General features: G+C 67.1%; 17 protein-coding genes. All 17 read right to left on the reverse strand.

Going from position 1 to position 22,288, the window contains the following annotated elements:
* Positions 1-69: 69 nt before the first annotated feature.
* Positions 70-3,930, reverse strand: a complete 3,861-nt coding sequence (locus ACWGID_RS27805; RefSeq protein WP_452201378.1) for a DNA-directed RNA polymerase subunit beta' — start codon at positions 3,928-3,930, stop codon at positions 70-72.
* 68 nt (positions 3,931-3,998) lie between these two features.
* Complete coding sequence (gene rpoB, locus ACWGID_RS27810; protein WP_452201380.1) at positions 3,999-7,481, reverse strand: DNA-directed RNA polymerase subunit beta; 3,483 nt, start codon at positions 7,479-7,481, stop codon at positions 3,999-4,001.
* A 264-nt stretch (positions 7,482-7,745) separates the two neighbouring features.
* Entirely contained in the window at positions 7,746-8,606 is an 861-nt protein-coding gene (locus ACWGID_RS27815; protein WP_452201382.1) for a hypothetical protein, read from the reverse strand.
* The gene (locus ACWGID_RS27820; protein ID WP_452201384.1) at positions 8,573-9,064 is read right to left on the reverse strand and encodes a hypothetical protein; all 492 of its coding nucleotides are present in this window, start codon (positions 9,062-9,064) and stop codon (positions 8,573-8,575) included. The genes ACWGID_RS27815 and ACWGID_RS27820 overlap by 34 nt, the downstream gene beginning before the upstream one ends.
* Positions 9,061-10,347: an MCE family protein gene (locus tag ACWGID_RS27825; RefSeq protein WP_452201385.1), complete on the reverse strand. Its 1,287-nt coding sequence runs from the start codon at positions 10,345-10,347 to the stop codon at positions 9,061-9,063. Before ACWGID_RS27825 ends, ACWGID_RS27820 begins: the two co-directional genes overlap by 4 nt.
* Positions 10,344-11,576 carry an MCE family protein gene (locus ACWGID_RS27830; RefSeq protein WP_452201387.1) on the reverse strand — a complete coding sequence of 411 codons (1,233 nt, stop codon included), beginning with the start codon at positions 11,574-11,576 and terminating at the stop codon, positions 10,344-10,346. The genes ACWGID_RS27825 and ACWGID_RS27830 overlap by 4 nt, the downstream gene beginning before the upstream one ends.
* A complete protein-coding gene (locus ACWGID_RS27835) occupies positions 11,573-12,769 on the reverse strand; it encodes an MCE family protein (RefSeq protein WP_452201389.1) in 1,197 nt (398 codons plus the stop codon). The genes ACWGID_RS27830 and ACWGID_RS27835 overlap by 4 nt, the downstream gene beginning before the upstream one ends.
* Positions 12,769-13,782 carry an MCE family protein gene (locus ACWGID_RS27840; RefSeq protein ID WP_452201391.1) on the reverse strand — a complete coding sequence of 338 codons (1,014 nt, stop codon included), beginning with the start codon at positions 13,780-13,782 and terminating at the stop codon, positions 12,769-12,771. The genes ACWGID_RS27835 and ACWGID_RS27840 overlap by 1 nt, the downstream gene beginning before the upstream one ends.
* A complete protein-coding gene (locus ACWGID_RS27845; protein ID WP_452201393.1) occupies positions 13,779-14,810 on the reverse strand; it encodes an MCE family protein in 1,032 nt (343 codons plus the stop codon). Before ACWGID_RS27845 ends, ACWGID_RS27840 begins: the two co-directional genes overlap by 4 nt.
* Positions 14,807-16,144: an MCE family protein gene (locus ACWGID_RS27850; protein ID WP_452201395.1), complete on the reverse strand. Its 1,338-nt coding sequence runs from the start codon at positions 16,142-16,144 to the stop codon at positions 14,807-14,809. The genes ACWGID_RS27845 and ACWGID_RS27850 overlap by 4 nt, the downstream gene beginning before the upstream one ends.
* Positions 16,141-16,959 carry an MlaE family ABC transporter permease gene (locus ACWGID_RS27855; protein ID WP_452201432.1) on the reverse strand — a complete coding sequence of 273 codons (819 nt, stop codon included), beginning with the start codon at positions 16,957-16,959 and terminating at the stop codon, positions 16,141-16,143. Before ACWGID_RS27855 ends, ACWGID_RS27850 begins: the two co-directional genes overlap by 4 nt.
* Positions 16,960-16,972: 13 nt before the next feature.
* Positions 16,973-17,746: an MlaE family ABC transporter permease gene (locus tag ACWGID_RS27860; protein WP_452201397.1), complete on the reverse strand. Its 774-nt coding sequence runs from the start codon at positions 17,744-17,746 to the stop codon at positions 16,973-16,975.
* Positions 17,743-18,690, reverse strand: a complete 948-nt coding sequence (locus ACWGID_RS27865; RefSeq protein ID WP_452201399.1) for an ABC transporter ATP-binding protein — start codon at positions 18,688-18,690, stop codon at positions 17,743-17,745. Before ACWGID_RS27865 ends, ACWGID_RS27860 begins: the two co-directional genes overlap by 4 nt.
* Positions 18,691-18,890: 200 nt before the next feature.
* Positions 18,891-19,280, reverse strand: coding sequence for a 50S ribosomal protein L7/L12 (rplL, locus tag ACWGID_RS27870; RefSeq protein WP_452201401.1), 390 nt, complete (start codon positions 19,278-19,280; stop codon positions 18,891-18,893).
* Positions 19,281-19,344: 64 nt separating this feature from the next.
* Positions 19,345-19,956, reverse strand: a complete 612-nt coding sequence (rplJ, locus tag ACWGID_RS27875; RefSeq protein WP_452201403.1) for a 50S ribosomal protein L10 — start codon at positions 19,954-19,956, stop codon at positions 19,345-19,347.
* Between the two features lie 220 nt (positions 19,957-20,176).
* On the reverse strand, positions 20,177-21,352 hold the full coding sequence (locus ACWGID_RS27880; RefSeq protein WP_452201405.1) for an MFS transporter: 1,176 nt from the start codon (positions 21,350-21,352) through the stop codon (positions 20,177-20,179).
* Positions 21,352-22,161 carry an IclR family transcriptional regulator gene (locus ACWGID_RS27885; RefSeq protein ID WP_452201407.1) on the reverse strand — a complete coding sequence of 270 codons (810 nt, stop codon included), beginning with the start codon at positions 22,159-22,161 and terminating at the stop codon, positions 21,352-21,354. The genes ACWGID_RS27880 and ACWGID_RS27885 overlap by 1 nt, the downstream gene beginning before the upstream one ends.
* Between the last annotated feature and the right edge of the window lie 127 nt (positions 22,162-22,288).

Below are 22,288 nucleotides of genomic sequence, written 5' to 3' on the forward strand. Positions count from 1 at the left end.
TCTTACCGGCCCGGAAATGCCGCGAGGGCGGCACCTCCCAGCTGGGAAGTACCGCCCTCGGCGGGGTGCTCAGTTCTGGTAGGAACCGAGGTCGAAGTCGTCGAGCGGGACCGACTGACCGGTGGACGGGCCGAAGTCGTAGTCGTACGACTCGTAGCCGACCATCGAGTACATCGCGGCCTTCGCCTCCTCGGTGGGCTCCACCCGGATGTTGCGGTAACGGTCCATGCCCGTACCGGCCGGGATCAGCTTGCCGATGATGACGTTCTCCTTCAGACCGACCAGCGAGTCGGACTTGCCGTGGATCGCGGCCTCGGTGAGGACGCGGGTCGTCTCCTGGAAGGAGGCGGCCGACAGCCACGACTCGGTCGCCAGCGAGGCCTTGGTGATACCCATCAGCACCGGACGGCCCGAAGCCGGCGTACCGCCCTCGGCCACGACGCGACGGTTCTCCGCCTCGAACATGATCCGGTCCGCGAGCTCACCCGGCAGCAGGTTCGCCTCGCCGGACTCGATCACCGTGACCCGGCGCAGCATCTGCCGGACGATGATCTCGATGTGCTTGTCGTGGATGGCCACACCCTGCGACCGGTACACCTCCTGGACCTCGTCCACCAGGTGCTCCTGCGCCTTGCGGACACCCAGGATCCGCAGAACCTCCTGCGGGTCCGGCGTACCCTGCGTCAACTGCTGACCGACCTCGACGTGCTGACCCTCTTCGATCAGCAGGCGGCCACGCTTCGACACCGGGTAGGCGACCTCCTCGGAACCGTCGTCCGGGGTGAGCACCAGCTTCCGGGTCTTGTCGGTGTCCTCGATCGAGATCCGGCCCGCGGCCTCCGAGATCGGCGCCTTGCCCTTGGGCTGGCGGGCCTCGAAGAGCTCGACCACACGCGGCAGACCGTGGGTGATGTCATCACCCGCGACACCACCGGTGTGGAAGGTACGCATCGTCAGCTGCGTGCCCGGCTCACCGATGGACTGCGCCGCGATGATGCCGACCGCCTCGCCGATGTCGACCGGCTTGCCGGTCGCCAGCGAACGCCCGTAGCACTTCGCGCAGGTACCGGTCTTGGCGTCACAGGTGAGCACCGACCGGACCTTCACCGACTCGATGCCGGCCGCGACCAGCTTCGAGATCGACACGTCGCCCAGGTCGGCGCCGCCGGCGAGCACGACGTTGCCGTCGGCGTCCAGGGCGTCGGTGGCCAGGGTCCGCGCGTAGGCGCTGGTCTCCACGTTCTCGGCGTGCACGACCTTGCCGGACGGGTCCTTCTCGCCGATCTGCTTCGGCAGGCCCCGCTCGGTGCCGCAGTCCTCCTCGCGGATGATGACGTCCTGCGACACGTCCACCAGACGCCGGGTCAGGTACCCCGAGTCGGCGGTCCGCAGCGCGGTGTCGGCCAGACCCTTCCGCGCACCGTGGGTGGCGATGAAGTACTCGACCACCGACAGGCCCTCACGGAAGTTGGACTTGATCGGCCGGGCGATGATCTCGCCCTTCGGGTTGGCCACCAGACCACGCATACCGGAGATCTGCCGGATCTGCATCATGTTGCCTCGGGCACCGGAGTGCACCATCATCCAGATCGGGTTGTCCTTGGCGAAGTTCTCCTCCATCGCCTTACCGACCTCGGCGTTGGCGCCGGTCCAGATCTCGATCAGCTCCTGACGCCGCTCGGACGAGGTGATCAGACCCCGCTCGAACTGCTTCTGGACCTTCTCGGCCTGGGACTCGTACCGGGCCATGATCTCGGGCTTCGACGGCGGCGTGCTGAAGTCGTCGATGGACACCGTGACACCGGACCGGGTGGACCAGTAGTAGCCGAGGTCCTTCAGCGCGTCCAGCGCGTGCGCCACCTCGACCTTGGTGTACCGCTCGGCCAGGTCGTTGACGATCCCACCGAGCTGCTTCTTGCCCACCTCGGCGTCGACGAACGCGTAGTCCGTCGGGAGCGCCTCGTTGAACAGTGCGCGGCCCAGCGTGGTCTCCAGCGCGAACCCGCCGTCACCCAGGTCGATCGAGCCCGCCGGCGCGGCCGAGCCGCTCAGCCGGATCGCGATCTTGGCCTGCAGCGACAACTCGTTGCGGTCGAAGGCCATCGTGGCCTCGGCCACCGAGCTGAACGCCCGGCCCTCGCCCTTGGCGCCTTCCTTGAGCATCGTCAGGAAGTAGATGCCGATGATCATGTCCTGCGTCGGCATCGTGACGGGACGTCCGTCGGCCGGCTTCAGGATGTTGTTCGTCGACAGCATCAGGATCCGGGCCTCGGCCTGCGCCTCGGCCGACAGCGGCAGGTGCACCGCCATCTGGTCACCGTCGAAGTCCGCGTTGAACGCGGAGCAGACGAGCGGGTGGATCTGGATCGCCTTGCCCTCGATCAGCTGCGGCTCGAACGCCTGGATGCCGAGCCGGTGCAGCGTAGGCGCACGGTTCAGCAGCACCGGGTGCTCGGTGATGACCTCTTCCAGCACGTCCCAGACCTGGGCGCGCTGACGCTCGACCATCCGCTTGGCGGACTTGATGTTCTGCGCGTGGTTGAGGTCGACCAGCCGCTTCATCACGAACGGCTTGAACAGCTCCAGCGCCATCGCCTTCGGCAGACCGCACTGGTGCAGCTTCAGCTGCGGGCCGACCACGATGACCGAACGGCCCGAGTAGTCGACGCGCTTGCCGAGCAGGTTCTGACGGAAACGACCCTGCTTGCCCTTGAGCATGTCGGACAGCGACTTCAGCGGCCGGTTGCCCGGGCCGGTGACCGGACGACCACGGCGGCCGTTGTCGAACAGCGCGTCGACGGCCTCCTGGAGCATCCGCTTCTCGTTGTTGACGATGATCTCCGGCGCGCCCAGGTCGAGCAGCCGCTTGAGCCGGTTGTTCCGGTTGATCACCCGGCGGTACAGGTCGTTCAGGTCCGAGGTGGCGAACCGGCCACCGTCGAGCTGCACCATCGGGCGCAGGTCCGGCGGGATCACCGGGACGCAGTCCAGGACCATGCCCATCGGGCTGTTGTTGGTGGCCAGGAACGCGGTGACGACCTTCAGCCGCTTCAGGGCGCGGGTCTTGCGCTGCCCCTTACCGGTCTTGATCGTCTCGCGCAGGTTGTCCGCCTCGGCCTTCAGGTCGAAGGTCTCCAGCCGGCGCTGGATCGCGGCGGCACCCATGGCGCCCTCGAAGTACTTGCCGAACCGCTCCTTCATGGCGCGGTAGAGGATCTCGTCGCCCTCCAGGTCCTGGACCTTCAGGTTCTTGAACCGGGTCCAGACCTCGTCGAGGCGGTCGATCTCGCGCTGCGCACGGTCGCGCAGCTGCTTGACCTCACGCTCGGCGCCTTCCTTGACCTTGCGGCGGACGTCGGCCTTGGCGCCCTCGGCCTCGAGCTGCGCCAGGTCCTCCTCGAGCTTCTTCATCCGCGTCTCGATGTCGTTGTCACGACGGTTCTCGAGCTGCTTGCGCTCGACGTCGACACGACCCTCGAGCGACGACAGGTCGCGGTGCCGCGACTCGTCGTCGACGTCGGTGATCATGTACGCCGCGAAGTAGATGACCTTCTCCAGGTCCTTCGGGGCGAGGTCGAGCAGGTAGCCGAGGCGCGACGGGACACCCTTGAAGTACCAGATGTGGGTGACCGGCGCGGCCAGCTCGATGTGGCCCATCCGCTCGCGGCGCACCTTGGAGCGGGTGACCTCGACGCCACACCGCTCGCAGATGATGCCCTTGAAGCGAACGCGCTTGTACTTACCGCAGTAGCACTCCCAGTCCCGGGTGGGACCGAAGATCTTCTCGCAGAACAGACCGTCACGCTCGGGCTTGAGCGTCCGGTAGTTGATCGTCTCCGGCTTCTTGACCTCGCCGTGCGACCACTGGCGGATCTCGTCCGCAGTGGCCAGGCCGATCCGAAGCTCGTCGAAGAAGTTCACGTCGAGCACGATGTGTTATCTCCCGTTGCTAAAAGTGGTCTGAGTGAGTTGGTTGTTGATGTCAAGCGGCAACCCGCTCAGACCTCCTCGACGCTGTTCGGCTCACGCCGGGACAGGTCGATTCCCAGTTCCTCCGCCGCCCGGAAGACGTCCTCCTCGCTGTCGCGCATCTCGACCCGGCTTCCGTCGGACGAGAGCACCTCGACATTGAGGCAGAGGGACTGCATTTCCTTGACCAGAACCTTGAACGACTCCGGGATACCCGGCTCGGGGATGTTCTCGCCCTTGACGATCGCCTCGTACACCTTGACCCGCCCGACGACATCGTCGGACTTGATGGTCAGCAGTTCCTGCAGCGCGAAGGCGGCACCGTAGGCCTCCAGGGCCCACACCTCCATCTCGCCGAACCGCTGTCCACCGAACTGCGCCTTACCACCCAGCGGCTGCTGCGTGATCATCGAGTACGGACCGGTCGAACGCGCGTGGATCTTGTCGTCGACCAGGTGGTGCAGCTTCAGGATGTACATGTAACCGACGCCGATCGGGTCCGGGAACGGCTCACCCGAACGGCCGTCGAACAGCCGGGCCTTGCCCTGACCGTTGACCATCCGGACACCGTCGCGGTTCGGCAGCGTCGAGGACAGCAGGCCGGTGACCTCGTCCTCGGTGGCGCCGTCGAAGACCGGGGTCGCGACGTTCGTCATCGGCTCGGCCGCACCGGCGCCGATCTTGATCAGCCGCTGCGCCCACTCTTCCTCGTTCTCCGGGTCGACCTCCCAGCCGCGGCTGGCGATCCAGCCGAGGTGGGTCTCCAGCACCTGGCCGACGTTCATCCGGCCGGGCACGCCCAGCGGGTTCAGAATCACGTCGACGTGGGTGCCGTCCTCGAGGAACGGCATGTCCTCGACCGGCAGGATCTTCGAGATGACGCCCTTGTTACCGTGCCGGCCGGCCAGCTTGTCGCCGACCGAGATCTTCCGCTTCTGGGCCACGTACACCCGGACCAGCTGGTTGACGCCCGGCGGCAGCTCGTCGCCGTTGTCGCGGTCGAAGACCCGGACACCGATGACGGTGCCCTCCTCGCCGTGCGGCACCTTCAGCGAGGTGTCGCGCACCTCGCGCGCCTTCTCACCGAAGATCGCGCGCAGCAGCCGCTCCTCCGGGGTCAGCTCGGTCTCGCCCTTCGGGGTGACCTTGCCGACCAGGATGTCACCGGTGGTGACCTCGGCGCCGATCCGGATGATGCCGCGCTCGTCCAGGTCGGACAGCATCTCGTCGGAGACGTTCGGGATGTCCCGGGTGATCTCCTCCGGCCCCAGCTTGGTGTCGCGGGCGTCGACCTCGTGCTCCTCGATGTGGATCGAGGTCAGCAGGTCCTGCTGCACGACGCGCTGGCTGAGGATGATCGCGTCCTCGTAGTTGTAGCCCTCCCACGTCATGAACGCGACGAGCATGTTCCGGCCGAGGGCCATCTCGCCCTCGTCGGTGCACGGACCGTCGGCCAGCGGCGTCCCGATCTCGACCCGCTGCCCGGCGTCGACCAGCGGACGCTGGTTGAGGCAGGTGCCCTGGTTCGAGCGGCGGAACTTCGCCATCCGGTAGGTCTGGTACGTGCCGTCGTCGGCGGCGATCTCGATCAGGTCGGCCGAGACCTCCTTGACCACACCCGCCTTGTCGGACACGACCACGTCGCCGGCGTCGACCGCACCGCGGAACTCCATGCCGGTACCGACCAGCGGGGCGTCCGAGGTGATCAGCGGCACCGCCTGGCGCTGCATGTTCGAACCCATCAGCGCACGGTTGGCGTCGTCGTGCTCCAGGAACGGGATCAGCGCGGTCGCGACCGACACCATCTGGCGCGGCGAGACGTCCATGTAGTCGACGTCGTCGACCGGGACCAGCTCGACCTCACCGTGGCGCCGGCGGACCAGCACCCGCTCCTCGGCGAACCGGTTGTCGTCGGACAGCGCGGCGTTCGCCTGCGCGATGACGAACCGGTCCTCCTCGTCCGCGGTCAGGTAGTCCACCTGGGTGGTCACCTGGCCCTCGACGACCTTGCGGTACGGCGTCTCGACGAAACCGAACGCGTTCACCCGGCCGTACGACGCGAGCGAGCCGATCAGACCGATGTTCGGGCCTTCCGGCGTCTCGATCGGGCACATCCGGCCGTAGTGCGACGGGTGCACGTCACGGACCTCGAACCCGGCCCGCTCACGGCTCAGACCGCCCGGGCCGAGCGCGTTCAGACGGCGCTTGTGGGTCAGACCCGCGACCGGGTTGGTCTGGTCCATGAACTGCGACAGCTGCGACGTACCGAAGAACTCCTTCAGCGCCGCGACCACCGGACGGATGTTGATCAGGGTCTGCGGCGTGATCGCCTCGACGTCCTGGGTCGTCATCCGCTCCCGGACCACGCGCTCCATCCGGGCCAGGCCGGTGCGGAGCTGGTTCTGGATCAGTTCACCCACGGTGCGCAGGCGACGGTTACCGAAGTGGTCGATGTCGTCCTCTTCGACGACGATCTCGCCCCGCGGAGCCGGGAGCTCGGTCTTGCCCTCGTGCAGCGCGACCAGGTACTTGATCGTGGCGACGATGTCGTCGACGGTCAGCACCGCCTGGTCGTGCGCCTCGTCCCGGCCGAGCTTCTTGTTGATCTTGTAGCGGCCGACCTTGGCCAGGTCGTAACGCTTGCCGTTGAAGTAGTAGTTCTCCAGCAGCGCCTGCGCGGCCTCGCGGGTCGGCGGCTCGCCCGGCCGCAGCTTGCGGTAGATGTCCAGCAGCGCGTCGTCCTGACCGGAGGTGTGGTCCTTCTCCAGGGTGAGCCGGATCGACTCGTAGTCGCCGAACTCCTCCAGGATCTGGGCGTCGGTCCAGCCGAGCGCCTTCAGCAGGACGGTGACGTTCTGCTTGCGCTTGCGGTCGAGGCGGACGCCGACCATGTCGCGCTTGTCCACCTCGAACTCCAGCCACGCACCGCGCGACGGGATGATCTTGGCGGTGAAGATGTCCTTGTCCGAGGTCTTGTCCGGGGTGCGCTCGAAGTACACACCGGGCGAACGGACGAGCTGCGAGACGACCACGCGCTCGGTGCCGTTGATCACGAACGTGCCCTTGCGCGTCATCAGCGGGAAGTCACCCATGAAGACGGTCTGGCTCTTGATCTCGCCGGTCTCGTTGTTCATGAACTCGGCGGTGACGAACAGCGGCGCGGAGTAGGTGACGTCCCGCTCCTTGCACTCGTCCACCGTGTTCTTCGGAGGCTCGAAGCGGTGGTCGCGGAACGACAGCGACATGGTGCCGCTGAAGTCCTCGATCGGGGAGATCTCCTCGAAAATCTCTTCCAGGCCGCTGGGGCCGGACAGGTCCGACCGCCCCTCGGCCTCGGCGGCGGCCACTCGGGCCTGCCACGTTTCGTTACCGACCAGCCAGTCGAAACTGTCCACCTGCAGGGCGAGCAGATCCGGAACCTGGAGCGGTTCGGAGATCTTCGCGAAGGAAATGCGGCGGGGGCCGGAGACGTTGGAAATGCTGTCGGACTGGGGGTTGCGCGAGGCGACCAAGGGGCGTCCTTCCACGGGCTCGCAAAAAATCACTTCGGTGCTGGGAGCGCACACCAAGCCGCCCCAGTCAAGTCGGAGACCCGAGCGAGGGCGAGAGAAAAGGCAGCGCAAAGAAGTAGGCTACACGATCCAGGCAAGCCTGTCCAATGGGGTCCGATAGTCTGCCGTCGGACCACCCTCTCCGTCAAGGACCGACCCGGGATCTCCAGTGGGTAGATCACCCACGAGACGTCCGGCGCCCCTCGGTGCGGAGTTAGGAAGAGATTACAGTCCGGCGATCTCCTGGACCAGCCATCGGTCGCCGTTTCGGACCATCGTGAACCGGGTCCGGTTCAGGTCCACGCGGGGCTTACCCTGCGTGATCGTGCTGGTCGTGGTCTGGTTGACGAAGATGATCAGCGTGACCCGGTCGGCGTCGCCGTCGCGGACCCCGACCTCACGGACGTCGGCCTTCACGGTGGCCTTGGTCTTGGTCGCCAGCTGGCCGGCCACCTTGGCGGTCTCGTCGAACTTCGCGGCGAAGTCCGGGGTCATCGTCGCCCGGGCCGCGGCGAAGCTTTTGTCCAGGTCACGGTAGTCGTAGCTGAGCGCGGTCTCGGCCGCCTTGCGGCCGGCCGCGGCGGCCTGGTCCCGGGCGTCCTCGGCCTGCTTGCCGTGCCACGCCTTGATCCCGAGCACCGCGGCGACGGTCAGCGTCAGGACCACGACCACGGCGAGGCCGGCGGTCAGCAGAGTCCCGAGGCCACGCTTACCTTCCGTAGTCACGGAGGCCTTGGTCGGCGCCTCGACCGGGTCCTTCGAGGGGTCGGTTGTGGCTGGGGTCACATCGTCCGCCACCCCGGCGGACCCGGTTTCCGCCACCTTCGTTTCGGCGACCGGGGTCTCATCGACCCGCGTGTCGTCGACCTGCGTCTCGTCGGCGGGTGACTCGTCGACGATCGAGGTCTCGTCGTCGGTGAGGATCGCGTCGTCGGTGAGGGTCTCGTCGACGGTGAGGGTCTCGTCGACGGTGAGGGTCTCGTCGACGGTGGGGGTCGCGGCCGCCGTACGGCGTTGGCCGGCGATGCGGGGGCGATTACGACGGTCCGCCATCAGCCCACCACCTGCAGGTCGGCCGTCAGCCACCGGTCCTTCTCCCGGACCATGTCCAGCTTGATCCGGTACCGGCGCTCGACACCATCGGTCGAGGCGGTGTTGGTGACCACCGCGTTCACGATCACCAGCACCTGCGCGGAGTCCTTGTCGTTCGAGACCACCGCGGCCTCCTTCACGTCGCCCTTGGAGGTCGCCTTGTTCGTCGCGACGTCGGTCTTCACCGCGTCGAGCCCGGCCTGGAACTCCTGTTTGAACTGACCCGTCGAGTCGTCCAGCACCCGCTGCGAGTCCGCGTCCCAGGTCTGGTAGTCGTACGTCGTGAAGTCCAGCGCGAGCTGTCGCGCGGACTTCATCGCGCCGTCCCGCTGCGCGTCGGCGGCCCGCTGGCGGCCCAGGGCCACCACGGACAGGGTCAGCCCGGCGAGTGCCACCAGGAGCAGGACGCTGAGCGCCCACGCCAGCACCAGCCGGCCGTTGCGTGCAGTCACTTGCCGGTCACCGGTCCGAGAATCAGAGCCTTCCAGGAGTCGCTGCCGAGCAACTCCTGCTGTCCGCCGGTCGATCCGAGGACCATCTCCGGCATCCCCCCGGTACCACCCGCGGCGCCGGTGGTCTGGTCGTAGCCGATCCCGTACCCGGTGCGGTTCAGGTCGCGCGACGACGGGGACGGCTTGTTCTGCGAGCCACGCACGTTGATCCCGGTCGACGGGTTCGCCGTACAGCCGGCCTTGGAGTTCGCCGGGGTGGGCTGGGTGTCCTGCGGGACCCGCTTGTCCGTCCCGCCGTACCCGGGCCGGCAGGCGGGCGGGCTGATGCCGAGCACCAGCCCGAAGTGCGCGTCGTAGTGCCCGTCGGCGTTCTTCGCGGGGACGACGTACCCGCCCATCGACACCGCCGGGTAGACCACCAGCAGCTGTTCGACGGCGTCCAGCCGGACCGCGGTCAGCTCGCTCACCGTCAGCAGGTTACCGAGCAGCACCGCGATGTCCGCACGGTTGTCCTGGATCAGGCCGGTGACCTGGGTGGAGGCCAGCGAGCCCTGGTCGATCACCTTGCGCAGGTTCGCGTCCGAGCTGACCAGGGTGTCGGACAGCAGCGCGAGGTTCTTCGCCCAGGTCTTGATCGCGTCGCCGCTGGCCACCTGGGTGGCGAGCACGGTGTCGCCGTCGTTGATCAGCTTGATCGTCTGCAGCACGTTCGCGTCCGCGGTGTCGATCAGCTGACCGGAGCTGTCGATGATCTTCTGCAGGTCGGTGCCCTTGCCCTTCAGGGCGGCACCGAGCTCGCGCACCGTGACCCGCAGGCTGTTCTTGTCGACCGAGTTCACCAGCTGGTCGAGGTTCAGCAGCAGCTCGGTGGTGTCGATCGGGATCGCGGTGTCCTTGCGGTCGATCTTGGAGTGGTTCTGCAGGTACGGCGCTCCGTCGCGCCGCGGCTGCAGATCGACGTACTGCTCGCCGATCGCGGACCGGTTCGCGACCACCGCGATCAGGTCGTTCGGGATCTTGTACTTCTTGTCGATCTTGAGGTTCACGTCGACGCCGTCGGACAGCAGCTTGAGATCCCCGACCCGGCCGACCGGCTTACCGCGGTACGTCACCTCGGCACCGGAGAAGATGCCGCCGGACTCGGCGAAGCTGGCGCTCACCGTGTAGTCGGTGTCGACCACCAGCTTGTCGATCTGGGCGTACTTCGCACCGACGAACGCGACGCCGACGACGGTGATCAGCAGGAACACCATCAGCTGGATCCGGACCGCTCTGGTGATCATCCGACCGCCCCCGGCATCAAGGCCCGCGCAAGGTCGGGATCGAACCCGGAACGCCGCAGCTGCGCGGTGCAGACCGGCAGCCCGAGCAGCGTGATGCAGGTCGTCGTGGTCCCGGTCGGGACCGGCAACGACGGCACCGCACTGCCCTTGCCCGGGCTGGTCGGCAGATGCAGCGGCAGGCTGATCCGGCCGGTCGGGATCGCCGACGGGCCGACCGTCGGGAGTGTCAGCCCGAGCAGACCCTTGAGCGCCTTCTGGGTGTTCACGTCCAGCGTGATCCCGAGGTTCGTGTAGTCACCCTTCGCGGCCTTGGCGGCCTGGTCCGGGAACGGGTACGTGAACAGCAGCTCGAGCGACTTCGGCAGGTTCTCCCCCGCCTCGGCGAGCTTGCTCAGGATCGGGTACAGCGACTGCAGGTTGGCGACCAGGTCCTTCTGCGCCGAGGTGATCACCCGGGTCGCGGTGTTGCCCAGCGTGGCCAGTGCCTGCAGCGTCTTCACGAGCGCGGCCCGCTGCTGGTCGAGCGTCTTGATCGACTTCGGAAGCGAGTCGATCGCGGTCGCCAGCGTCGCCTTCTGCGCGTTCAGCTTCTTCGCCAGCGCGTCGACCGCGGTGATCGCGGTGATGATCCGCGCCTTGTTCTGGTCCAGCGTTCCGACGAACGTGTTCAGCTGGGTCAGCACGCTGCGGATCGCCGGCTCGTTGCCGGTGAGGGCCTTGTTCAGCTCCTGTGTGATGATCTGCAGCTGCGCCACGCCGCCGCCGTTCAGCAGCAGGGAGAGCGCCGACAGGACCTCTTCGACCTCGACGTTGCTGGTGGTCCGGGACAGCGGGATCAGCTCGCCGTTGTCCAGCTTGCCGCGCGGCTGCTCCGAGCCGGTCGGCCGCGACAGCGACACGAACTTCTCGCCGAGCAGGCTGGTCTGCCGGATGGTCGCATGCGTGTTGTCCGGCAGCGCGAGACTCTTCGGCAGCCGGATCCGCACCTTCGCGACGTACCCGTCCAGCCAGACCTTCTCGACCGTGCCGACGGTGACGTCGTCGACCTTCACCGTCGACTTCGGCACCAGGTCCAGGACGTCGGCGAACTCGACGGTGACCGTGTACGACGGTCCCTTGATCTTCGCGCCACCGGGCAACGGCAGCGAGTAGACGCTGAAATCACATCCGCTCAACAGCATGGCCATCGCGGCGACTCCCGCGACGAACGACGTACGGCGTCTGCTCACTTGACCAGCCCTCCGAGCGTCGGGTCGACCGGGTCGGGACTGTTCAAGGGTGCCTTCGGAGCCTGCGGGACCGGCGCCCACGGCGTACCGGCGGGGCCGCCGCTGGCCGGCGCGGTGCCGGTCAGCTGTTGGATCAGCGGCAGCTTGGCGAGCGCGTCGAGCACCGGCTTCAGGGTCGAGCACAGGGACTTCGACTGGCCCGCCTGTAGCAGCAGCGAGCACACGAAGGTCGCGGGGTCGTCGAGCTGGCCGGGGTTGATCCGCTGGTCCAGCGTGCCGAACTGCGGGTTGTAGATCCGCGCGAGGTTGCCGAGACCGAGCGGCGCGGTGTCGAGCACCTCCGCGATCGCGGCCTTCTCCTTGACCAGGATCTGCGACAGCGCGGTCGCCTGGGAGACCGTGCCCTTCACCAGCGTCCGGTTGTCCTTGACGAACGTCGCGACCTCGCCGAGCGCGGTCGCGAGCAGCGACAGCGCGGCGCCGAGGTCCTGGCGCTCACCGGCCAGCGTGGTCGAGGTCTTGGCGAAGTTCGTGTTGAACTGCCGGACCAGCTGGTCGTTCGCGGCCAGCGCGGACACGAACGTCTGCAGCTGCCGGATCGTGTTGAACAGCGCCGACGAGTTGCCCGACAGCGTGCTGGTCAGCTTCGACACGTCGGTGATCGTCTGGTTCAGCTTGGCGCCCTGGCCGTTCAGGTTCTTCGCCGACACGTCCAGCAGCCGCGCCAACGCACCCTGGTCGTTCGCGCCCTTCGGACCGAGCGCCACCGAGAGGTCGTTCAGGCTCTGGTAGATCTGGTCGAGCTCCAGCGGTACGGCGGTCCGGTCCAGCGGGATCTCCGCGCCATCGGCCATCACCGCGCCCTTGGAGTACGCCGGGGTGAGCTGCACGTACCGGTCAGCCACGATCGACGGCGACGCGATCACCGCCTTCGCGGTGGCCGGCACCTTGTGCTTCGCCTCCCACCAGAATTTCACCCGGACGCTACGGCCGGCCGGAGTGACGCTCTCGACCTCACCGACCTTGATCCCGAGGATGCGGACATCCGACCCGGGGTACACCGACACAGCCCGCGGGAAGTACGCCGTCGCCGTCACCCGCTCGGGTTTCGGCCACAGCGACACGGCACCGACGGCGACGATCACCAGGACCACGGCGATCGCGATCAGCCGGGACAGTCCGTTGACCCGCATCAGCCGCCACCTCCGAGGATCGGCGGCAGCCCGGACGGCAGCACACTGGGCAGCGGGATCTCCGGGACGGGCGCCAGGTTCTGCAGGTAGGTGTCGAACCACGGCCCGGTGCCGAGCGTGTTGGTGAAGACCCGCACGAACGGCGCCAACCCCTTGATGCTCGCGTCCAGGGAGTTCTGGTTCTTCAGCAGTACGGCGAGGACCGCGTTGACCTTCTGCAGCGTGGGCCCGAGGTCCTTGCGGTTCTCGCGGACCAGCGCGGTGATCTGCGCGGACAGCTTCTGCGTCGACACCAGCAGCTGGTGGATCAGCGCCCGCCGCGCCTGCACGGCCTGGAAGACCGAGTTCCCGTCCTTCATCAGCTTGACCAGCTGCTGGTTGCGATCGGCCAGGACCTTGGTGACCACGTTCGAGTGCTGGAGCAGCAGCTTGAGCTGCTCGTCGCGCTTGGCCACGTTCCGCGACAGCCGGGACAGACCGGTCAGCGAGGCCTGCACCTCTTCCGGCGTGTTCTTGAACGTGGCCGACAACGTGTCCAGGGCCTTCGCGAGCTGGGCGGTGTTGATCCGCTCGGTGGTGTTGGCCAGATCGGAGAAGGCGTCCACGACGTCGTACGCCGACACCGTCCGCGCCAGCGGGATCTCGGAGCCCGCCTTGAGCTGGCCCTGACCGGCCGGGTTCAGCTTCAGGTACTTCTGGCCGAGCAGCGTCTTGATCTTCATCTCGGCGCCGGTCTGGTCACCGAGCTTCACGCCCTTGTCGACGACGAAGTCGACCCGGACGTGAGTGCCTTCGAGCTCGACGTCGCGGACCTTGCCGACCCGAACGCCGGCGACCCGGATCTCGTCGTTCGCCTTCAGGCCGCCGGCCTCGGAGAACTGCGCGGAGTACTTCGTCCCGCCGCCGATCAGCGGCAGGTCCTGCGCCTTGAAGGCAGCCAGCATGATCAGGCCGATCACGGTCAGCCCGACGACACCGATCGTGACCTGGTTCTGTTCGCGGAAGGGCTTCACTTCTTGCACCTCGCGGAGTTCAGGTCGTACGCGACTGGGACGCGGGTGCCGGTGGGCAGCGTGACGTTGCCGTCGAAGTTGCACAGGTAGAAGTTGAACCACGAGCCGTACGACGCGGTGCGGGTCATGTTGTTGAGCTTCTCCGGCATGAACTGCAGCGTCTTCACCCAGATCGACTGGGTGTCGTCGAGGGTGCTCGCGACCGTCCGCAGCTGGTTCAGGTCCGCCTTGATCGGCACCCGGGTCTGCTGCAACAGGCCGGCGGTCTTGGTGTTCAGCGAGTTGATCGAGGTCAGCGAACTGAGGATCGGGTTGATGTCCTGACTCAGCCCGGTGATGAACTGCTGCAGGTTCACCAGCAGTTGCGAGAAGTTCTGCTGCCGCTGGGACACGATCTGCAGCGTCGAGGTCAGGTTGGTGATCAGGTCACCGATCACCTGGTCGGCGTCGGCCAGCGTGGTGGTCAGCGACGCGGTCTTGGCGAGCAGCGACTCGATCGTGCCGCCCTCACCCTGCAGCACCTTGATCACCTCGAACGCGAACTGGTTCACGTCCGCCGGGGTGAGCGCGGTGAACAGCGGCTTGAACCCGTTGAACAGCACCGACAGGTCCAGCGCCGGCGTCGTCCGTTCCTTCGGGATGATCGCGTTCTTCTTCAGCCGGTCGCCGCCACCGACCCCGTCGGTCAGCGCGATGTACCGGTTGCCGACCAGGTTGCGGTAGCGCAGCGTCGCGTGCGTCGAGGTGTCGACCACCTGATCGGAGTCGACGCTGAACGTCACCATCGCCAGCTTGTCCTGGTGCAGCTGGATCTTGTCGACCTGCCCGACCTTCACGCCGGCGATCCGGATGTCGTCACCCTGGTTCAGCCCGACCGCGTCGGTGAACACCGCGCGGTACTTCGTCGTCGGATTGAAGCTGATGTTCCCGATCGTCACCGCCAGCAACGCGGTCGCGATCGTCGTCACCACCACGAAGATCCCGAGCCGCACGGTGTCGAACGTGGTCTTCCGGTCGAAGAAGCTCACTTCATGTTCACCTGCCCGCCGCGTAGCAAAGGGCCGACCATCAGGGTGGTCAGGTCCGGTACGTCGCTCGGCGCGACGCCCATCTCGGGGCCGACGACCGAGTCGATGACCTTCTGTTCGGCCGGCGTACCGACGCCCTGGGTGTCCATCGCGAATCCCGGCATGGCGCGGTTGAGTGTCAGGTTGACCGGGAAGCGCTGGTTCTTGTTGTGGTCGCCGATCACGCCGTCGTCACCGGTGATGTACGGCGCCGGGTTCTCCTGCGTGTACGGGCCTGGCTTCGAACCGGGATGGCTGTAGTTCTTGCCGACACAGGTCGGGCCGCGATGATCGGCGTACACCGGCTTCTCGTTCGGCTCGTAGGGGGTCGGCTGGTTGGTGATCAGCTCGAGGTTGATGTTCAGCCGGCCGTCGCGGAACGTGTCGTTCAGGATCGGGGCGGTGTCGGTCATCACCTGGAGGAAGCACGGCACCTCCGGCGAGTACCGCTCGAGCAGGTCGAGCACCGGACGGCTGACCTGGCCGAGCCGGATCACGCGGTCCTCGTTCTCCTTCAGGAACGCGTTCCCGGTGGTCGACAGGTTCTGCACGTCGACGAAGAACTGCTGCAGCTGCAGTTGCTTCTCCACCACGGTGTTGCCGGTGATCGTGAGGTTGCGCAGGGCCCGGACCAGGTCGGGCGTCGCGTCGCCGTACAGGTTCGCGACCTGGGTGAGCTTGGCCAGCGCGTCCATCAGCTTCGGGACGCTCGGGTTCAACTTCTTCAGGTATCCGTCGAGCTGCGTCAGGGTGCCGGCGATCTCGGCGCCGCGGCCCTCGAGCGCGGTCGCGAGGGTGTTCAGCGTGGCGTTCAGGTCGGCCGGGTCGACCGCCTGGAGCAGCGGCAGCGCGTCGTTCAGCACCTTCTCGATCTCGATACCGACCGCGGTCTTGTCGCGGCTGATCACGTCACCGGCCTTGATGTGCCGGCCGCCGACACTCTCCGCGCCGGTCGGCGGCACGAGGGCGACGTACTTCTCGCCGAACAGTGTCTTCGGCAGGATCCGGGCACTGACCGCGCTGGAGATCTCGGCCACCTGGTCCGGCTTGAGCGCCAGGTCGACGGTGGCCTCGTCGCCGTCCGTGGAGACCCCGCGGACCTCGCCGACGATGATGCCGCGCAGCTTCACGTCCGCGTGCTCGTTGAGCTGCAGACCGATGTGACTCGTCTTCAGCTCGACGTTCACGGTCTTGGTGAAGACCTTCGCGTAGAACGCGTACGTCAGCCAGAGCAGGAAGACCAGTACGCCGATGAACGCGACACCGAGCACCTTGTGCGAGATCAGCTTGGTCATCCGGCCAACCTCACTGTGGTCGTCGTGCCCCAGATGGCCATCGACAGCAGCAGGTCGACGACGTTGATCACGACGATCGACGTCCGCACCGCGCGGCCGACGGCGACGCCGACACCGGCCGGACCGCCGGTCGCGTGGTAGCCGTGGTAGCAGTGCACAAGGATGACGAGCACCGAGAACACCAGCACCTTGCCGAACGACCAGAGCACGTCTCCGGGTGGCAGGAACAGGTGGAAGTAATGGTCGTACGTGCCCGTACTCTGCCCGTAGAACGTGGTGACGGTGAGTCTTGTCGCGAAGTACGAGGCGAGCAGACCCACGACGTACAGCGGGATGACGGCGATCAGGCCCGCGATGATCCGGGTGGTGACCAGGAACGGCAGCGACGGGATCGCCATCACCTCGAGGGCGTCGATCTCCTCGCTGATCCGCATCGCGCCGAGCTGCGCGGTGAACCCGCAGCCGACCGTCGCGGCCAGCGCGATCCCGGCGATCAGCGGGCCGATCTCCCGGGTGTTGATGTACGCCGACACGAAGCCCGCGAACGCCGACGTACCGATCTGGTTCAGCGCCGAGTACCCCTGCAGGCCGACCTCGGTGCCGGTGAAGAACGCCAGGAACGTGATCACGCCGACCGTGCCGCCGATCACCGCGAGAGCGCCGGTGCCGAGCGTCACCTCGGCGAGCAGCCGGAAGATCTCCTTGCGGTACCGGGTGATCGACTTGCCGGACCAGGCCAGCGCCTTGATGTAGAAGGCGAGCTGTTCACCGAGACGGTCGAGCGAGTTCAGCGGCTTCTTGACCAGGGTGTCCATCAGGGCCGACACGTCAGGCCCCCTTCGGCGGGACGAGCTGGAAGTAGATCGCGGTCATCGAGAAGTTCGCGACGAACAGCAGCATGAAGGTGATGACGACGGACTGGTTCACCGCGTCGCCGACCCCCTTCGGCCCGCCACCCGCGTTGCAGCCCTTGTACGACGCGACAACCGCGGCGATGAACCCGAAGACGAGCGCCTTCGCTTGCCCCTGCCACAGGTCGGGCAGATGCGCGAGCGCGGTGAAGCTCGCGATGTAACTGCCCGGGGTGCCGTCCTGCAGGACGACGTTGAAGACGTACCCGCCCATCACGCCGACCACGCTGACGAACCCGTTCAGGAAGAACGCGACCAGCATCGTCGCGAGCACCCGCGGTACGACGAGGCGCTGGATCGGGTCGATCCCGAGCACCATCATCGCGTCGAGCTCTTCGCGGATCTTGCGGGAGCCGAGGTCCGCGCAGATCGCGGAACCGCCGGCGCCGGCGATCAGCAGCGCGGTCGCGATCGGCGACGCCTCCCGGACCACGGCCAGTACGGCGGCCGAACCGGTGAACGCCTGCGCGCCGAACTGTTTGATCAGACCACCGACCTGCAACGCGATCACCGCACCGAACGGGATCGCGACCAGCGCGGTCGGGATGATCGTCACGCTCGCGACGAACCAGGCCTGCTGCAGGAACTCCTTGACCTGGAACGGTCGCCGGAACGCCGCCCGCCCGGTGTCCAGGGCGAACGCGAACAAGGAGCCCGCATGCTTCAGCGGGGCCGTGGCGGAAACGGTCACGAGGCGCCGACCGTGGCGGACATGAAGGAGCCCGGTGGCGGGGTGACGCCGTTCTCGCGGCACCAGGCGCCGGGCTCGCGCTGCGTCGGCCGCAGCATGCCACTGCTCGGCAACTGCTGGATCGGGATCGGCGGCAGCGGCGGCAACTCCTGACCGGCCTCGGCGGCCAGCTCGTCGGCGTCCTTCTCCTCGGACATGCCGATCGGGCCGACCATCTGCGCGTTCAGGAACTGCCGGACCACCGGCTCCTCACTGGACAGCAGCATCTCCCGCGGACCGAACATCGCCAGATGCCGGTGGTACAGCATGCCGATGTTGTCCGGCACCGTCCGCGCGGTGTTCACGTCGTGCGTGACGATCAGGAAGGTGGGACTGAACGCCTCGTTGAGGTCGATCATCACCTGGTTGAGGAACGACGTACGGACCGGGTCCAGACCGGAGTCGGGCTCGTCGACGAGCAGGATCTCCGGATCGAGTACGAGCGCGCGGGCCAGACCGGCTCTTTTGCGCATACCGCCGGAGATCTCGCCCGGAAGCTTGCGCTCGGCACCGACCAGGCCGACCATCTCCATCTTCTCCATCACGATGGAGCGGATGTCGGACTCGGACTTCTTGGTGTGCTCGCGGAGCGGGAAGGCGACGTTGTCGTACAGGTTCATCGAGCCGAACATCGCGCCGTCCTGGAACAGCACGCCGAACAGCCGGCGGATGTCGTACAGCTCGCGTTCGCTGCAGGTGGCGATGTCCGTGCCTTCGATCCAGACATGCCCTTTGTCCGGCTTCAGCAGCCCGATCAGCGTCTTCAGGAACACCGACTTGCCGGTGCCGGACGGGCCGAGCATCACGCAGATCTCACCGGCGGGCAGCGTCAGGGACACGTCGCCCCAGATCAGCTGGCTACCGAAGGATTTGGTGAGACCCTCGACGCGGACTTCTACGCCCACCGGCCCTCCTCACGGGTATGTCTGCTGCTGCCCAACGACAGGGCAGTGGCCTAGGTTACGCACGAGTACGGTTTTGCGTAACCCCTGGAAGTCAAGCGATTGCGATCGTAGCCATCCGGAAATGCAAGAAGGACGGCCCCCGTGCAGGGACCGCCCTTCTCAACACATTCGTTACGTCCGGTAACCGGGCGTAACCGAGGTCACTTCAGGGTGACGGTGGCGCCGGCGCCCTCGAGGGCCTCCTTGGCCTTCTCCGCGGCAGCCTTGTCGACCTTCTCCAGGACGGCCTTCGGGGCCGACTCGACGAGGTCCTTGGCCTCCTTCAGGCCGAGGCTCGTGAGACCGCGCACCTCCTTGATGACCTGGATCTTCTTGTCGCCGGCCGACTCCAGGACGACGTCGAACTCGTCCTGCTCGGCAGCTTCCTCGGCCGCGGCCGGGGCGCCGGGGACACCCGCGGCGGCAACGGCGACCGGGGCGGCGGCGGTGACGCCGAACTCCTCCTCGAACGCCTTAACGAACTCCGACAGCTCCAGCAGGGTCAGTTCCTTGAACTGGCCGAGGAGCTCTTCGGTGCTGAGCTTCGCCATGATGGCGGTCCTTCCTGACAAATGGTGCTTGGTGATCACTGATGGGGTGTTGCGGTGAGATGCCTCAGCTGTCCGCTGCGGCGGTCTCCTCGGTGCTCGCCTCGGCAGGTGCGTCGGTCGTGTCCTGGACGGTGTCCTGGACGTCCGCTGCCGGAGCAGCGTCGGCCGGCAGCTTGTCCTGCAGCGCCGCGAACAGGCGCGCGGCCTGCGACAGCGGAGCAGCGAACAGCGACACCGCTTGCTGCGGGGCCGCCTTCATCGCACCTGCGAGCTTCGCGAGGAGGACCTCACGCGACTCCAGGTCAGCGAGCTTGCTGATCTCGTCAGAGCTGAGCGGCTTGCCGTCGAGCACGCCGCCCTTGATGACGAGAAGGGGATTCGCCTTGGCGAAGTCACGCAGACCCTTGGCCGCAACCACCGCATCGCCCTTGATGAAGGCAATCGCGGAGGGGCCTTCGAGCAGGCTGTCGAACGAGTCGACGCCGGCGTCCTTGGCCGCGATCTTGGTCAGCGTGTTCTTCACCACGGCGTAGTTCACGTCGTCACCGAGCGAAACTCGAAGCTGCTTGAGCTGCGCGACGGTGAGACCGCGGTACTCGGTCAGCACGGCGCCGTTGGAGCTACGGAACTCGTCCGTCAGCTCCGCGACAGCGGCTGCCTTGTCCGGCCTCGCCATGGGGGTCTCCTTCTATCGGCTTCCACGCCTCGGACCCCGGACAAGAAGAAAACGCCCCTGCGCAGGCGCAAGGGCGTGAAACATACAGTGTCACTTCCAAGTCACCTACGCGGGCCGCCCCATCTCTCGATGGGACCTTCAGTCACTCGGAAGTGACGACCAGCGGTCTTCGGCAGCTAACAGTGTGCCTGGTGTACCGGGCTTTAGCCAAATCGGTTCCTCAGGTGCGCTGGGGATGGGGTGGGATCCAGCGGTGCATCGCCGTAGCTGCGGCCCATCCTGTGCCCGCCATGATCACGATCGCCGGCGCCAGCCCGAGGACCGCGGTGGCGCCCGCCAACAGCAACGGCCCCGCACCGTTCCCCGTGTCCGCGAACAACCGGAACGCCCCGAGGAACTGCGCCCGCCCGACCGCCGGCGACGCGTCGGCGCCCAGCGTCATGATCACCCCGGCACCCAGCCCGTTCCCGATCCCCATCAGCAACGCGACCGCAGTAAGCGTTACGGTGCTGTGCGTCAACGGCAACAGCAGATGCGCCAGCCCCAGCACGAACATCGACGGTACGGCGACCCACTTGCGCCCGAGCCGGTCCATCACCGACCCGGCCGGATAGAACAGCAGCATGTCGACCGCACCGGACAGTCCGAAGATGATGCTGGTCGTCTGTGCGTCCAGTCCGATGTGCAGCGCCCACAGCGGGATTACCACCTGGCGCGACGCCCGGACCGCCCCTACGAGAAGCGCTCCGACCCCGAGAGTCCGCAGTACCGGGAGGTGGTCGCGGATGACGCCCCAGGTGGACTGCGCTGCGACAGGGCCTCTCGGCCGAGTGTGCGCGACGTCCGGCAGGCTCACCAGGACCGCACACGCGAGCAGTGCGGCTACTAGGTGCACCCAGTACGCACCGTCCGTACCGAGGAACTTCATGACGGCTGCACCGAGGAACGGGCCGATGAATGAGCCGATGCGCTGTACGCCGCCCAGCGTGGACAGTGCGCGCGCTCTGAGCTCGACGGGGACCGCCTCACTCAGATACGCCTGTCGTGCAAGGCCCCAGACCGCACCGGCCAGTCCTGTGAAGCCAATGGCGACAGCCAGTCCCCAGACCGTCGGCACGACCAGACAGGCGGCCAAGGCGAGTGCAACAAGGAAGGTGGCGCCCAGCATCGCCTTGCGCTCACCAATGCGGTTCGTCAGCGCACCGGCAGGGATGTCACCAATCACCTGCCCCAGACCGGCCGCAGCAACGACCAGACCAGCTACGGCGACCGAAGCACCCCTATGCGTCGCCGAGAGGGCTATGACCGGCGCAATGGCGCCTTGGCCGATTCCGTAGAGCAGTGCGGGCAGATAAACAGCAGGTGCGATCTTCAGCAGACTCCGAGCCTGGGACATCACCGGCCGCCGGCCAGCGCCGTACTACGGTCCCGGGCGGCCGGAGTGGCTCCCAGCAACTCCGACACCGACCAGGCACCCGCGGCGACCCTCATCCCGAACTCCTCCATCCGCTCCACCGGCATCCGCATCTCGGGGCCGGACACACTCAGACAGCCGGCAACGTCACCGGAATAGCCGAACACCGGTGCGGCCACGCTGCAGATCCCCGGCGTCCGCTCTGTCCTGGACATCGCGTAACCGCGCCCGCGGATCACCGCGAACTGGTCCGCGAGCACCTGCGGATCAGTGATCGTTGCCGGTAGCACCTGCTCCAGCGGACCCTTCAGGACCTCATGCTGCTGCTTGATCGGCAGGAACGCCAGCAGCACCTTCCCGGGCGCACCCAGCGGTAACGCGACCGGCAGTCCGAACTCCGTGTAGGTACGGCGCAGTTGGTGGTAGCTCTCGACCTGGTCCAGGACGACGCGCTGCCCGGACGGCAGCAACTCGTGCACCGCCGCGGTCTCCCCCGTGTCATCGCGGAGTGCACGCAGCACCGGCATCGCGGCGTCGCGCAGGCCGGCCGGAATCCCACCGCTGTGCGCGAGCTGCACGACGAGCGGTCCGATCGCGTACCGCCGGTGGGCGGTCTGCCGGACGAGTCCGTTCTCCTGCATGGCCAGCAACAGCCGATGCACGGTGCTCGTCGACAGACCGGTCGCCCGGGCCAGATCGCTGATCCCGAGGTCCGGAGTACGGGCGTCGAAGCAGCGCAGGATCGCCACAGCGCGGTCGATCGACTGCACCGAGCCCCGCTGTTCCTGCATGCCGGAATGTTATCCCGACATACGGGAAAGCGCGCGGGCGTATCGAAGCCCGGACCGCGGGCGGGGGGGGGGCGGGGGCGGGGGGGGGGGGCGTGGTAGGGCCCGCGCGGGAGTAGCGTGACCAGGC

It is taken from the genome of Kribbella sp. NPDC054772, assembly GCF_053611945.1.

Bases quoted from the DNA above. Each gene is read 5' to 3' on its own strand.
- rplL (WP_452201401.1), bottom strand. From the start codon at position 19,280: ATGGCGAAGCTCAGCACCGAAGAGCTCCTCGGCCAGTTCAAGGAACTG.
- ACWGID_RS27825 (WP_452201385.1), bottom strand. From the start codon at position 10,347: ATGATCACCAGAGCGGTCCGGATCCAGCTGATGGTGTTCCTGCTGATC.
- ACWGID_RS27855 (WP_452201432.1), bottom strand. From the start codon at position 16,959: ATGGACACCCTGGTCAAGAAGCCGCTGAACTCGCTCGACCGTCTCGGT.
- ACWGID_RS27835 (WP_452201389.1), bottom strand. From the start codon at position 12,769: ATGCGGGTCAACGGACTGTCCCGGCTGATCGCGATCGCCGTGGTCCTG.
- ACWGID_RS27880 (WP_452201405.1), bottom strand. From the start codon at position 21,352: ATGTCCCAGGCTCGGAGTCTGCTGAAGATCGCACCTGCTGTTTATCTG.
- rplJ (WP_452201403.1), bottom strand. From the start codon at position 19,956: ATGGCGAGGCCGGACAAGGCAGCCGCTGTCGCGGAGCTGACGGACGAG.
- ACWGID_RS27885 (WP_452201407.1), bottom strand. From the start codon at position 22,161: ATGCAGGAACAGCGGGGCTCGGTGCAGTCGATCGACCGCGCTGTGGCG.
- ACWGID_RS27850 (WP_452201395.1), bottom strand. From the start codon at position 16,144: ATGACCAAGCTGATCTCGCACAAGGTGCTCGGTGTCGCGTTCATCGGC.